General features: G+C 71.8%; 11 protein-coding genes. 6 read left to right on the forward strand and 5 right to left on the reverse strand.

The genetic code is table 11. The annotated features are described in order from the left end of the window. The coding region (locus ABD378_RS22890; protein ID WP_344523112.1) for a hypothetical protein at positions 1 to 1,190 on the forward strand (1,190 nt) is incomplete at its 5' end. On the opposite strand, the gene ABD378_RS22895 is transcribed toward ABD378_RS22890, so the two are convergent. Further along, entirely contained in the window at positions 1,147 to 1,584 is a 438-nt protein-coding gene (locus ABD378_RS22895) for an ATP-binding protein (RefSeq protein ID WP_344523114.1), read from the reverse strand. The two genes, ABD378_RS22890 and ABD378_RS22895, sit on opposite strands and share 44 nt — an antisense overlap. 267 nt (positions 1,585 to 1,851) lie before the next feature. On the opposite strand from ABD378_RS22895, the gene ABD378_RS22900 reads away from it, so the two are divergent. Both ABD378_RS22900 and ABD378_RS22905 read left to right on the forward strand, forming a co-directional pair. Next, on the forward strand, positions 1,852 to 2,679 hold the full coding sequence (locus tag ABD378_RS22900) for an enoyl-CoA hydratase family protein (protein ID WP_344523116.1): 828 nt from the start codon (positions 1,852 to 1,854) through the stop codon (positions 2,677 to 2,679). Beyond that, positions 2,676 to 4,976, forward strand: a complete 2,301-nt coding sequence (locus ABD378_RS22905; RefSeq protein ID WP_344523132.1) for a bifunctional salicylyl-CoA 5-hydroxylase/oxidoreductase — start codon at positions 2,676 to 2,678, stop codon at positions 4,974 to 4,976. Before ABD378_RS22900 ends, ABD378_RS22905 begins: the two co-directional genes overlap by 4 nt. Before the next feature lie 6 nt (positions 4,977 to 4,982). Here the strand turns inward: ABD378_RS22905 and ABD378_RS22910 are convergent, their stop codons facing one another. Next, positions 4,983 to 5,801 (reverse strand): PaaX family transcriptional regulator, encoded by an 819-nt coding sequence (locus ABD378_RS22910; RefSeq protein WP_344523118.1) that lies wholly within the window; start codon positions 5,799 to 5,801, stop codon positions 4,983 to 4,985. Positions 5,802 to 5,805: 4 nt separating this feature from the next. Next, positions 5,806 to 7,446, reverse strand: coding sequence for an AMP-binding protein (locus ABD378_RS22915; RefSeq protein WP_344523120.1), 1,641 nt, complete (start codon positions 7,444 to 7,446; stop codon positions 5,806 to 5,808). Positions 7,447 to 7,549: 103 nt separating this feature from the next. Here ABD378_RS22915 and ABD378_RS22920 point away from each other — a divergent pair, with 103 nt between their 5' ends. The 3 genes from ABD378_RS22920 (at position 7,550) to ABD378_RS22930 (ending at position 10,135) form a co-directional block, all read left to right on the forward strand. Continuing rightward, positions 7,550 to 8,764, forward strand: coding sequence for an acyl-CoA dehydrogenase family protein (locus tag ABD378_RS22920; protein WP_344523122.1), 1,215 nt, complete (start codon positions 7,550 to 7,552; stop codon positions 8,762 to 8,764). Positions 8,765 to 8,854: 90 nt separating this feature from the next. Next, the gene (locus ABD378_RS22925; protein ID WP_344523124.1) at positions 8,855 to 9,253 is read left to right on the forward strand and encodes a RidA family protein; all 399 of its coding nucleotides are present in this window, start codon (positions 8,855 to 8,857) and stop codon (positions 9,251 to 9,253) included. 45 nt (positions 9,254 to 9,298) lie between these two features. Further along, the gene (locus ABD378_RS22930) at positions 9,299 to 10,135 is read left to right on the forward strand and encodes an alpha/beta fold hydrolase (RefSeq protein ID WP_344523126.1); all 837 of its coding nucleotides are present in this window, start codon (positions 9,299 to 9,301) and stop codon (positions 10,133 to 10,135) included. 83 nt (positions 10,136 to 10,218) lie between these two features. Here ABD378_RS22930 and ABD378_RS22935 read toward each other — a convergent pair whose 3' ends face one another. Both ABD378_RS22935 and ABD378_RS22940 read right to left on the reverse strand, forming a co-directional pair. After that, positions 10,219 to 11,577, reverse strand: a complete 1,359-nt coding sequence (locus ABD378_RS22935) for a hypothetical protein (protein WP_344523128.1) — start codon at positions 11,575 to 11,577, stop codon at positions 10,219 to 10,221. A gap of 93 nt (positions 11,578 to 11,670) precedes the next feature. Then, on the reverse strand, positions 11,671 to 13,200 hold the full coding sequence (locus tag ABD378_RS22940; RefSeq protein WP_344523130.1) for a helix-turn-helix domain-containing protein: 1,530 nt from the start codon (positions 13,198 to 13,200) through the stop codon (positions 11,671 to 11,673). Positions 13,201 to 13,382: the final 182 nt, after the last annotated feature.

The following is a 13,382-nucleotide window of genomic DNA, read 5'->3' on the forward strand; positions in this document are numbered from 1 at the left end:
CCCTGAGCCGCGCCGCCGAGGCGCCGTCGGACGCCGCCACCCTGGCGCGGGTCATCGCGGACGAGTCCCGGCAGAGCCCCGAGGGCGGCCGCTCGGCGCTGGCACCGGTGCTCGGTGTGCTGCCCGAGGCGCTGGCGGCAGCGGGGGCCGCGGACCAGGCCGGGCAGCTGACCCGGCTTGCTCCGGAGCCGTCGGACGCCTGGGCCCGGATCGTGCTGCACCGTGCGGAGGACCGTGCGGCGGACTCGACGCGCGCCTTCCGCGCGCTGAGTCCGCGGTTCGGGCGACCGGGGAGTGCCGCACTGATGGCCGACGACCTGGAGGTCGTCGCCCTGGTCGACGGAATCGACCGGGCGATCGAGATGGCCAGGGACGATCCGATGCAGGAGACCGTGGCGGGATTCGCCGCGCTGACCAGGCTCCTGCCGCCCGGGGATCCACGCCGGACGGAGTGCGCGACTCTGGCACGGGCGAAGGCGCACGACGAGTGGTTCCAGGACCCCGCGGCCCCCGACGTGTCCGACGCGTGGTGGGCCGCGCTCGCGGCGACGCTGTGGGCCCAACCGGATGCGGTACGTGCCTGGATCACCGGCCGGGTGCGGGATCTGGCCGGGCGTCGGACGGGCAGCAACCCGCTCCAGTACTCGCCGCGCCTGAGCTGGCTGCGCGACCCGTTCGAGAGGGCGTCGGCCGTACTCGCGCTCTCCAGGGTCGACGTCGACGAGGCCGTCGCGCGCCTCGGGGAATGGCGGTGGCAGGACACCATGAGTGATCAGCGGCCCGCCCGTGAGGCGGCTGCCCTCTGGTCGATGACCGCTCTGCTGATGGGCATCCCGGCCGATGGCCGTACGCTGCCCGAGCCCTACCAGGGAATGCGCCTCGGCGTCGCCGCTCTGGCGGCCCTGGACGGCGGTCGCGAGTGGTGCTCCCTGCCCCGTCCACGGGAGCGGAGCACCGCGTCCGACCTGCGTCGGCTGCTGCTCCTGGACGCTTATGCGGGCCCGTGCCGGATGAAGGACCGAGCCGAGGGCGAGCGCCTGATCCGTGAGCTTCTGGTCCGGGACGACTGGTGGCGGGCCCTGCCCGCGCTCGCCGTCCTCGACCCGGCGGCCGTGCGGCGCGTCGGCGAGGTGGTGGCCGTCCGGCTCAGGCGCAGTCCGCGTCCGGACCGAGCTGTGCCGGGAGCGTGAACCACACGGCCTTGCCCGACTTGGTGGGGCGGTGACCGCAGGACGAGCTGAGGGTGCGGATCAGGAGCAGGCCGCGCCCGTGCTCCTGCCAGGGGTCCGGCTCGGGCGGTGAGGGGCTGGTGAGATCGCCGGGCGGCAGCGGGTTGGAGTCGTGGACCTCGACCTGGCAGCCGGTCGGCAGGAGCTCGATGACGAGCTCTATCGGGTCGTGCCCCGAGGTGTGCTCCACCGCGTTGGCCACCAGCTCCGCCGTGAGGAGCTCCGCCGTGTCGCTGTCGGCGGGCGACTCGATCTCGGTGAGCGCGGTACGCACCAGCGCACGGGCGATCGGTACGGCTGCCGTGGTGTGCGGCAGCGCGATGCGCCACGAGGCGGGAGCTGGAGGTTCGTGCAAGGCGGGTCGTCCGTTCAGGGCAGCAGGAGGTCCTGCTTTCAACCGTACGAATCTTAAGCGCTATGTCGACAGGGTCGACGGTCGGGCATGTCCGGGACGTCCGGCCCTTGGGTCCTCCAGGTGAAAAGACGCGCATTTCAGGATTTAAGTTCCCACAAGGCCCTGCGGGTGGCGCATATCGCGCACTCGTGACGACAGTCACGGATAGGTGATAACTTCGAGAGAGGTAGACCGCCGCCGCCCCGACCGAGGAGGCCGCACGTCGTCATGAGTCCCTTCACCGGCTCCACCCCCCGCACCCCCGACTGGCAGCACCTCCGCTTCGAGGTGGACGACGGGGTCGCCACGGTCACCCTCGCCCGCCCCGACAAACTGAACGCGCTCACCTTCGGCGCCTACGCCGACCTGCGGGATCTCCTGGCCGAACTGTCCCGCGACAAGTCCGTACGCGCCCTGGTGCTCGGCGGAGAGGGGCGCGGCTTCTGCTCGGGCGGTGACGTCGACGAGATCATCGGCGCGACCCTCGGCATGGACACCGCTCAGCTGCTCGACTTCAACCGCATGACGGGACAGGTCGTGCGGGCCATCCGTGAGTGCCCCTTCCCGGTGATCGCCGCCGTGCACGGGGTGGCCGCGGGCGCGGGCGCCGTGCTCGCCCTCGCCGCGGACTTCCGGGTGGCGGATCCCTCGGCGCGGTTCTCCTTCCTCTTCACGCGGGTCGGCCTGTCGGGCGGTGACATGGGGGCCGCGTACCTCCTGCCCCGCTTCGTCGGCCTCGGTCACGCCACCCGCATCCTGATGCTGGGCGACCCGGTGCGCGCCCCCGAGGCCGAACGGATCGGCCTCATCAGCGAGTTGACGGACGAGGGTAAGGCGCCCGAGGCCGCGCAGTCCCTGGCGCGCCGCCTCGCCGACGGCCCCGCCCTCGCGTACGCGCAGACCAAGGCCCTGTTGACCTCCGAGCTCGACATGCCGCTCGCCGCCTCCGTGGAGCTGGACGCGGCGACCCAGGCCCTCCTGATGACCGGCGAGGACTACAAGGAATTCCACGCGGCGTTCACGGAGAAGCGCCCGCCCAAGTGGCAGGGGCGATGATGCCCGCGCGGCCCGAGGCGCACCGCATCGCCGTCATCGGCGGCGGCCCCGGCGGGCTCTACGCCGCGGCGCTCCTCAAGCGGCTCGACCCGGAGCGCGAGATCACCGTCTGGGAGCGGAACGCCCCGGACGACACCTTCGGCTTCGGAGTCGTCCTCTCGGACGAGACGCTCGGCGGCATCGAGCACGCCGACCCCGTCGTCTACCGCGCGCTGCAGGCGGAGTTCGTGCGCTGGGACGACATCGACATCGTGCACCGGGGGAGCCGCCACACCTCGGGCGGGCACGGCTTCGCGGCGCTCGGGCGGCGCAGGCTGCTCGGGATCCTGCACGAGCGGTGCCGTGAGCTCGGCGTCGACCTGCGCTTCCGTGCCGAGGCGCCGCCCGCCGACGAGCTGTCCACCGCGTACGACCTGGTGATCGCGGCGGACGGCGTGCACAGCCTCACGCGCGAGGCGCACGCCGAGGCCTTCGGGCCGAGCATCGAGACGCACCGCTGCCGCTACATCTGGCTCGCCGCCGACTTCGCCTTCGACGCCTTCCGCTTCGAGATCGCCGAGACCGAGCACGGCGTGATGCAACTGCACGGCTATCCGTTCTCCACGGCGGGCACCGGCGAGTCCACGGTCATCGTCGAGATGCGCGAAGAGGTCTGGGAGGCGGCCGGGTTCGCGGAGCTCGACGAGCGGGAATCGACCGAGCGCTGCGCCAAGATCTTCGCCGCCGTGCTCGACGGCCGGACGCTGCGCGGCAACAAATCCGCCTGGATCAACTTCCGCACGGTCGTCAACAAGCGCTGGTCGCACGGCAACACGGTGCTCCTCGGGGACGCCGCCCACACCGCCCACTTCTCCATCGGCTCCGGCACCAAGCTCGCCGTCGAGGACGCCCTCGCGCTCGCCGCCTGCCTGGAGGAGCGGCCCGGCATCCCCGAGGCGCTCGCCGCGTACGAGACGGAGCGCCGCCCCGTCGTCGAGTCCACGCAGCGTGCGGCCCGCGCGAGCCTGGAGTGGTTCGAGCGGCTCCCGGACTATCTCGGCCAGCCGCCGCGCCAGTTCGCGTTCAACCTGCTCACCCGAAGCCGCCGCGTCACCCACGACAACCTGCGGCTGCGCGACGCCCACTTCACCGAGTCCGTCGAGCGCGACTTCGGGTGCCCGGCCGGTACGCCGCCGATGTTCACGCCCTTCCGCCTTCGCGACCTCACCCTGCGCAACCGCGTGGTCGTGTCCCCCATGGACATGTACTCCGCGGTGGACGGCGTCCCCGGCGACTTCCACCTCGTCCACCTGGGCGCGCGGGCGCTCGGTGGCGCCGGCCTGGTCATGACCGAGATGGTGTGCGTCAGCGAGCGGGGCCGCATCACGCCGGGCTGCGCCGGGCTCTACACCGACGGGCAGACCGAGGCCTGGCGCCGGATCACCGACTTCGCGCACGCGCAGGCGCCCGGCACCGCGATCGGCGTCCAGCTCGGCCACTCGGGCCGCAAGGGTTCGACGAAGCTGATGTGGGAGGGCATCGACGAACCCCTGGACGAGGGGAACTGGCCGCTGGTGGCCCCCTCGCCGCTCCCGTACAAGGCCAACAGCCAGCGCCCGCAGGAGCTGGACCGGGCCGGACTCGACGAGATCCGCGAGCAGTTCGTCTCCGCCGCCCGGCGCGCCGAGCGCGGCGGATTCGACCTCCTCGAACTGCACTGCGCGCACGGCTATCTGCTGTCCGGATTCCTCTCGCCGCTGACCAATCACAGGACGGACGAGTACGGCGGCTCGCTGGACAACCGGCTGCGCTTCCCCCTCGAAGTGTTCGACGCCGTACGGGAGTTGTGGCCGGAGGGCAAACCGATGACCGTCCGCATCTCGGCCACCGACTGGGCGGACGGCGGCACCACAGCGGACGACGCCGTCGAGATCGCCCGCGCCTTCGCCGCGCACGGCGCCGACGCGGTCGACGTATCGACGGGCCAGGTCGTCTCCGACGAGCGCCCCGCGTACGGCCGCTCCTACCAGACCCCGTTCGCCGACCGCATCCGCAACGAAACCGGTATCCCCGTCCTCACGGTCGGCGCCATCTCGTCCTGGGACGACGTCAACTCGCTGATCCTGGCGGGGCGTACGGACCTGTGCGCGCTCGCCCGCCCGCATCTGTACGACCCCCACTGGACGCTGCACGCTGCGGCCGAGCAGGGCTACGCGGGGCCGGGCGTCAGCTGGCCGCAGCAGTACGGAGCGGGCAGCCGCCGACCGCAGACGGGACGCACGGACGGGCCCAAGCCCCGGCTCACACTGGGGAGTTGAGGGTCGTTATGAGCCCTCCGGCGTCACGAAGCGCGCTCCCGCGTCCCGCAACCGCCCGTCAAGGGCGGCGAACACCTCGGCGGACCTGTCCCCGGGCCACCCGTCCGGGAGGAGTACCCCGGGCAGTCCGGGATCCGCGTACGGCAGCCGGCGCCAGGAGTCCAGGGCGAGGAGGTAGTCCCGGTACGCCTCTTCCGGCGGGGTGTCCTTCCGGCCCTGCCAGCTCCTGAGCACCGGCTCGTGCCGGTCGAGGAACGCCTCGTGCTCCTTGGCGATCGAGGCCAGGTCCCACCAGCGGGCCACCGCCTCCGCCGTCGCCGCGAAGCCGAGGTGCTCGCCACGGAACAGATCGACGTACGAGGCGAGTTGGAGGCGCTGCAGGGTGTGCCGGGTCTCTTCGTAGAGGTGCGCCGGGGCGATCCACACCCCCGGAGCGGCCGTTCCGAAGCCGAGTCCGGCGAGGCGGGAGCGCAGGACGTGCCGCTTGTGGCGTTCCGACTCCGGTACGGAGAAGACGGCGAGCACCCAGCCGCCGCCTTGCCGCGCGGCCGGGGGAGTCGCGTAGATGCGCCGATCGCCGTCGTCGAGGAGCTGCCGCGCGTCCGGCGACAGGGCGTACCCCGCCGCGCCCGCCGCCGTCCGCGAGGGGACAAGCAGCCCGCGCCGCTTGAGCCGGGACACGGACGAGCGCACGGACGGGGCGTCCACGCCGACCGGGGCGAGGAGCCTGACCAGCTCGGCGACGGGCACCGGGCCGGGGGCCGCGCGCCCGTAGGCGCCGTAGAAGGTGACGATCAGGGACCGTGGAGTGTGCTGCTCGGACACGTGATCACTCTACGGTCCCCGGCTCCCGCAGCCGGAACCGTTGCAGCTTGCCTGTCGCGGTGCGCGGCAGCGCGTCCAGATAGACGATCTCGCGCGGGCACTTGTACGGCACGAGCTCGCCCTTCACGAACTCACGCAGCCGGTCCGGGTCCCGTTCGGTGCCCGCGCGCGGGACGACGTACGCGACGACTATCTGACCGCGCAGCTCGTCGGCGCGCCCCACCACGGCGGTCTCCAGGACGTCCGGGTGGCGCATGAGCGCCTCCTCGACCTCCGGGCCCGCGATGTTGTACCCGGCCGAGATGATCATGTCGTCCGCGCGGGCCACGTAGGTGAAGTAGCCGTCGGCGTCGCGGACATACGTGTCGCCGGTGACGTTCCAGCCGTGGCGTACGTACTGGAGCTGGCGCTCGTCGCCCAGATACCGGCAGCCGACAGGACCGCGCACGGCGAGCAGACCCGGCTCGCCGTCCGGCACCGGAGCCCCCGAATCGTCGACCACGCGCGCGTGCCACCCCGGGACGGGACGGCCCGTGGTGCCGGGGCGGATCGCCTCGTCGGCGGCGGAGATGAAGATGTGCAGGAGCTCCGTCGCGCCGATGCCGTTGATGATGCGGTGACCGGTGCGCTCGTGCCAGGCCTGCCACGTGGCGGCGGGCAGATTCTCCCCGGCGGAGACGCACCGCCGCAGCGAGGCGACCTCGGGCGCGTCCGGCCCGCTCAGCTCGTCGAGCATCGTGCGGTAGGCGGTCGGCGCCGTGAAGAGCACCGTCACGCCGTGCTCGGCGATGGCGGGCAACAGCTGCTTGGGGCCCGCCTGTTCGAGCAGGAGCGAGGAGGCGCCGACCCGCAGCGGAAAGATGACGAGACCGCCGAGCCCGAAGGTGAAGCCGAGCGGGGGGCTGCCCGCGAACACGTCGTCGGGCCCCGGCTTCAGGACGTGGCGCCCGAAGGTGTCGGCGATGGCGAGCACGTCACGGTGGAAGTGCATACAGCCCTTGGGGCGCCCCGTGGTGCCGGACGTGAAGGCGATGAGGGCGACGTCGTCGGCGGCGGTGTCGACGGCCTCGTAGACATCGGGCTGCCGGGCGGCGCGCGCCAGCAGGTCGTCGTCCGCGTCCCCGCCGAAGGTGGTGACACCGAGCCCGGGGATCCCGGCCTTGACCAGGTCGTCCACGGCGCGGGCGTCGCACAGCGCGTGGGCGACCTCGGCGATCTCGCACATCGTGGCCAGTTCGTGCGAGCGCTGTTGGGCCAGAACGGTGACCGCGACCGCGCCCGCCTTCATCACCGCGAGCCAGCAGGCCGCGAGCCACGGGGTGGTGGGGCCGCGCAGCAGGACGCGCTGGCCCGGCAGTACGTCGAGTTCGCCGGTCAGGACGTGCGCGATCCGGTCGACGTGCCGCTGCAGCTCGCCGTACGTCCACACGTCGCCCGAGCCCGCACGGAACGCGGGCCGGCCGGCGCCGTGCCGCTCCACCGTCCGGTCCAGGAGCTCGGCGCCGCAGTTGAGGCGATCGGCGTAATGCAGTTCGGGCCGGTCGTGGACGAACGCGGGCCACTGCTCGGGCGGCGGCAGATGCTCCCGGGCGAAAGTGTCGACGTGAGCCGATGGGTGGAGTCTGAGTGCACTCTTGGCGTCCACAGCGGGTCGCCCCCTTGCCGTTCGGGCTTGTGGTGAGCTCGCGCAACGAGCGTATCGTGATGGTGACGACAGTCAACGGTGCGCGATAGAGGAGGGGCCCGGCATGACGGCATTCTCGCTCAATCCGGAACAAACCGCATGGTGTGCGGAGCTACGTACCCTCGCCGACGAGCGGCTGCGCCCGCTGGCGGAGAAGGGCGAGCCGGGCCGGGTGAACCGCCCGCTGGTGGAGGCGCTGGGCGAACTGGGGCTCCTTGACCGCCTGTTCGCGGGGGACGGGGAGGGGGAGGGTGCATCCGGTGCATCCGGTAGGTCCGATGCCTCACGGGCCCCGCACGCCACGTCGGGCGCCCTGGGCCTCTGCCTCCTGCGCGAGTCCCTCGCCTACGCCTGTACGGAGGCGGAGACCGCGCTCGCCCTGCAGGGGCTCGGGGCGCACCCCGTCGCCGCGTACGGCTCCGTGCGGCAGCGCGAGCAGTGGCTGGCTCCCGCCCGCGCGGGGCACGCCGTCGCCGCCTTCGCGCTCTCCGAGCCCGACGCGGGCTCGGACGTCGCCGCCCTGGCCCTGAGCGCCGCACCTGACGGCGCCTCCTCCTGGCGGCTCACCGGCGAGAAGTGCTGGATCTCGAACGCCCCCGAGGCCGACTTCTACACCGTCTTCGCCCGTACGACCCCCGGCGCGGGCGCACGCGGCGTCACCGCCTTCCTCGTCCCCGCCGACCGCGCGGGCCTCACCGGCACCCCCCTGGACATGCTCTCCCCGCACCCGATCGGCGCCCTCGCCTTCGACGGCGTGACCGTCACGGGCGACGACGTCCTCGGCGAACCCGACCGCGGCTTCCGCGTCGCCATGACCACCCTCAACCGCTTCCGCCCCAGCGTCGGCGCCTTCGCCGTCGGCATGGCGGGCGCGGCGCTGGACGCGACGCTGGCGCACACCGCCGAACGCGACGCGTTCGGGGGCAAGTTGAAGGACCTTCAGGCGGTGGCGCACCAAGTCGCGGAGATGGCGACACGGACCGAGGCGGCTCGTCTGATGGTGTACGCGGCGGCGGCTGCCTACGACCGCGGTGAGCCGGACATCGCCCAACGCGCCGCCATGGCCAAGCTGGTGGCCACGGAGACCGCGCAGTACGTCGTGGACGCCGCGGTCCAGCTGCACGGTGCGCGTGCCTTGCAGCGGGGGCACTTGCTGGAGCACCTGTACCGCGAGGTGCGGGCGCCTCGCATCTACGAGGGGGCGAGCGAGGTTCAACGGACCATCATTGCGAAGGAGTTGTACTCGGGAGCAAGCTCCGCAGGCCCGTCCGGCGTCTGAGGGCGAACTCGCGGGCGCGACGAACTCGCAGGCGTGACGAACTCGCAGGCTCGACGAAGCCGCACACAAGACAGAAACAGGAGTAGCTCCATGCCCCTCAACCGCCTCAACCCCGTCGACCTCTCCCCTCCCACCGGCTTCTCCCACGCCGTCACCGCGACCGGCAGCCGCCTCGTCTTCCTCGCGGGTCAGACCGCACTCGACTCCGAGGGCAAGGTCACCGGCACCACCCTCCCCGAGCAGTTCGAGAAGGCGCTCACCAACCTCCTCACGGCCCTGCGCCACGCAGGAGGCACCCCCGCCGACCTCGCCCGCGTCACCATCTACGCCACGGACGTCGCCGACTACCGGGCCCAGGCCGCCAAACTCGGCGCCATCTGGCGCAAGTTGGCAGGTCGCGACTATCCCGCCATGGCGGTGATCGGCGCGGTCCGCCTCTGGGACGAGGAGTGCCTGGTGGAGCTCGAAGGGGTGGCGGTCCTCGACTGATCCGCATAGCGTCGGGGCCACCATCGGCGAGGAAACGGGGCGGCCATGGCTCGGATCGAGCTGAGCGCAGGACCGATCGAGTACGAGGACACCGGAGGGACGGGCACACCGCTCGTCCTCCTGCACGGCCTCGTCCAGGACGGCAGCGTATGGCGCCATGTAGTCGAGGAACTGGGCGGCGATTTCCGCTGTCTGGTGCCGACCCTTCCGTACGGCAGCCATCGCGTGCCGCTGAAGCCGGGCGCCGAGCTGACGCCGCTGACCATGGCGCGGCTGATCGGCGAGTTCGCCGACGCGCTGGATCTCGGCGACGACGCGGTGTTCGTCGAGAACGACGCCGGGCGGCTCCAGCAGCTGGCGGCCGAGCGCCCCGACCGCGTCGGCCGGATGGTCATCGCGGGCTGCGAGGCCTTCGACAACTACCCGCCGGGCGCGGGCGGCAAGATGCTGGACGTCGCCGCGCGCGTTCCCGGCGGCATCGCGCTCCTGGTCCGCATCCTGTCCGTACGCGCCCTGCGCCGCGTTCCGGGCACGGGATACGCGCTGATGGCGCACCGCCCGGTCCCGCACGACCTGACGGACCGCTGGATCGCACCGCTGCGCACCGACCCCGCGGCCCGCCAGATCCTGATCCACTATCTGCGCTCGGCGCGCAAGACGGAGATGCGGGAGGCGGCGGACGCCCTGCGCAGCTACGACAGGCCGGCCCTGGTCGTCTGGGGCAAGCAGGACAAGATGCTGCCCCCGGAACACGGCCGCAGGTTCGCCGAGCTGCTCCCCAAGAGCCGTCTGGTGGAACTGGACGACTGCCGCACCCTGATCCCGCTGGATCGCCCCGACGGTCTGGCGGCGGCGATCCGGGAGTTCGTGGCAAGCACCTGAGCGTTCCGCTGGTGGCGCGATGAAGACCCGGCCTGCGGGCCGGTGGGGGCTGGTCGCGCAGTTCCCCGCGCCCCTGACGGGGCTCAGCCATGCCGTCCCGGGAAGGACGTTGTCGTGAACGCCGTCTTGTCGTGAGGTGACGTTCCGTCCGTGATCCACCAGTGCGTCGGCTGTTCGCCGTACAGGCCGAAGAGGACACCTGGGCCCCAGTTCAGGATCAGCTCCTCCTTGCCGTCGGCGTCGAAGTCGGCGGCGGCGTACGGGCGGGCGTGCCGCCACCGGGCCGGGGTCTTCTTGCCGCCCGCGCGGGCGGGGCCCTCACGGAGAATCTTCGTCCGCTTCTCGCCCTCGATCAGGAGCGCGCCCTCGTCCGTGGCGACGAGGATGCCGTCCTTGCCGTCGCCGTCGGGGTCGGCGGACGCGTAATCGCCGGGCCCGTAGTAGGAGTTGCGGCTCTTCGGGATCTTGTACGTGACCGGGTCGCCGCCCTTGCCGGGGTAGACCGCGAGCGAGAAGGCCGTCTCCGGCTTCTCGCCCGTGTCCGGTTCGTTGTTGCGGCTTCCGTTGTCGCCGATGGCCAGATCGCGGGCGCCGTCACCGTCGTAGTCGCCGAACGCCACCGCGTTGCCCTCGCGCAGCTCGACGGAGGTCCTGGAGAGGCCGCTTCCGGTGCGCGCCGGGTAGAGGACCCCGGCCGTCTGCTCGCCGTCGTCGCCCTCATGGACGAGGAGGCCGGTCGCCCGCGCCTTGCCCGACGGATCGATGTCGTCCGCGGCGAGCCAGCTCCCTTGGCCGGGCCGGGTGTCGGTGCGGGCCGGAGCGCCGGCGCGGGTGAAGGGGCCGTACAGCAGGGTCACGGACCCGTCCTGGCGGACCGCCGCGATGTCGTGGTGCCCGTCCCCGTCGAAGTCGCCCCGGACCGGCCCGGACAGACCCCCGTCCGGGCCGCCGCCCGGTAGCTGGATCCGGGTCGCATCCGCATCGGCATCGGGCCCGCTCGGGCCGCCCCAGTGCACGGCCGGCAGCCCCGGCTCCATGGATCCGTCGACGGCGACGAAGTCGGGATAGCCGTCGCTGTCCAGGTCGGCCGTGGTGACGGTGCCCGCGGCGTGGTCGTACACGGCGTGCGTCGACGGGTCGAGCCCCTTGGCGGAGCCGAAGACGACGCCGGTCCGCTCCTTCTCGTTCTCGCTGTGGGAGGGCACGGGCAGGAGCAGATCGCGGTGCCCGTCCCCGTTGATGTCGTCCGGGTCCTTGGAGCCCTTGCCGTCGGAGGGCACCGGACGGGAAGCGGTCGGAGTCGACACGGGGTTGCCGCCGCCCTGGGACGGCGACGGCTTGCCGGTGTCGCCCTTCTCGCCGCACCCCGCCGTGAGCAGGGCGAGCGAGGCACAGAACACGACGAGGGCGCGCGTGCCGGGAGCGAGGGTGCGGTCTTCCATGCACCCACCCCAACACCGCGCCCTCGCACAGCTCCAGGGCCGACCGGTGATCGTTGCCCAGTCGTAGCGGGAGAGCCGGGCGGCCGGTCCGCGCTAGATGTCCCGGAACGTCTCGATCTGCGCGCCCACGGAGTTGAGCCGCTCGGCCAGTTCCTCGTAGCCACGGTTGATCACGTACACGTTGCGCAGGACGGACGTGCCCTCGGCGGCCATCATCGCGAGCAGTACGACCACGGCGGGCCGCAGCGCGGGCGGGCACATCATCTCGGCGGCGCGCCAACGGGTCGGGCCCTCCACCAACACCCGGTGCGGGTCGAGGAGTTGGAGCCGCCCGCCGAGGCGGTTCAGGTCGGTCAGATAGATCGCGCGGTTGTCGTAGACCCAGTCGTGGATCAGGGTCTTGCCCTGCGCCGCCGCCGCGATGGCCGCGAAGAAGGGGACGTTGTCGATGTTGAGGCCGGGGAACGGCATCGGGTGGATCTTGTCGATCGGCGCCTCCAGCTTGGAGGGCCGGACGGTGAGGTCGATCAGGCGCGTACGGCCGTTGTCGGCGAAGTACTCCGCCGTGCGGTCGTGGTCGAGCCCCATCTCCTCCAGGACCGCGAGCTCGATCTCCAGGAACTCGATCGGGACGCGTTTCACGGTCAGTTCGGACTCCGTGACGACCGCCGCGGCGAGCAGGCTCATCGCCTCGACCGGGTCCTCGGAGGGGGAGTAGTCGACGTCGACGTCGATGGTCGGGACGCCGTGCACGGTGAGGGTCGTCGTGCCGATGCCCTCGACCTTCACGCCGAGCGCCTCCAGGAAGAAGCACAGGTCCTGGACCATGTAGTTCGACGAGGCGTTGCGGATGACGGTCGTGCAGTCGCTGCGCGCCGCGGCGAGCAGCGCGTTCTCGGTCACCGTGTCGCCGCGCTCGGTCAGCACGATCGGGCGGTCCGGGACGACGTCACGCGCGACGGCGGCGTGGTACAGGCCCTCGGTCGCGGCGATGTCGAGCCCGAAGCGGCGCAGCGCGATCATGTGCGGCTCGATCGTGCGGGTGCCGAGGTCGCAACCGCCCGCGTACGGCAGCTTGAAGCGGTCCATGTGGTGAAGGAGCGGGCCCAGGAACATGATGATCGAGCGGGTCCGGATCGCGGCCTCCGCGTCGATCGCCTCCATGTCGAGCTTGGCCGGCTGCACGATCTCCAGGTCGACCCCGTCGTTGATCCAACGGGTGCGGACGCCGATCGAGCCGAGCACCTCGAGGAGGCGGTAGACCTCCTCGATGCGCGCCACGCGGCGCAGCACCGTGCGTCCCTTGTTGAGCAGGGAGGCGCAGAGCAGCGCCACGCAGGCGTTCTTGCTCGTCTTGACGTCGATGGAGCCGGACAGCCGGCGTCCGCCGACCACTCGCAAATGCATCGGCCCGGCATACCCGAGGGAGACGATCTCGCTGTCCAGCGCCTCGCCGATACGGGCGATCATCTCAAGGCTGATGTTCTGGTTGCCGCGCTCGATGCGGTTCACGGCGCTCTGACTTGTGTTGAGCGCCTCGGCAAGCTGCGACTGCGTCCAGCCCCTGTGCTGACGGGCGTCGCGGATGAGCTTGCCGATACGTACGAGGTAATCGTCTGCCATGTTTCGCAGGTTATCTCAGATATGAGATGACGCACGCGCTGGGGTAGGCCATACGTGAAACGTCCGATTCAGTACGGAAGTTCCCGTACGTCGTTTCTGTACGCCACTTGCCCGTACCGTGTCAGCCGCATCCGCACGAGGCGTGCCGCCCACCGTGCACCGCGGCCTGCGCCGCAGGGCGG

Origin of the sequence: Streptomyces rectiviolaceus, from assembly GCF_039533825.1 — a bacterium.
In the GTDB taxonomy this organism is placed as follows: Bacteria; Actinomycetota; Actinomycetes; order Streptomycetales; family Streptomycetaceae; genus Streptomyces; species Streptomyces rectiviolaceus.

Coding starts and splice junctions, on each gene's coding strand:
- ABD378_RS22935 (WP_344523128.1), bottom strand. CDS start 11,577: ATGGAAGACCGCACCCTCGCTCCCGGCACGCGCGCCCTCGTCGTGTTC.
- ABD378_RS22905 (WP_344523132.1), top strand. CDS start 2,676: ATGATGCCCGCGCGGCCCGAGGCGCACCGCATCGCCGTCATCGGCGGC.
- ABD378_RS22940 (WP_344523130.1), bottom strand. CDS start 13,200: ATGGCAGACGATTACCTCGTACGTATCGGCAAGCTCATCCGCGACGCC.
- ABD378_RS22925 (WP_344523124.1), top strand. CDS start 8,855: ATGCCCCTCAACCGCCTCAACCCCGTCGACCTCTCCCCTCCCACCGGC.
- ABD378_RS22920 (WP_344523122.1), top strand. CDS start 7,550: ATGACGGCATTCTCGCTCAATCCGGAACAAACCGCATGGTGTGCGGAG.
- ABD378_RS22930 (WP_344523126.1), top strand. CDS start 9,299: ATGGCTCGGATCGAGCTGAGCGCAGGACCGATCGAGTACGAGGACACC.
- ABD378_RS22900 (WP_344523116.1), top strand. CDS start 1,852: ATGAGTCCCTTCACCGGCTCCACCCCCCGCACCCCCGACTGGCAGCAC.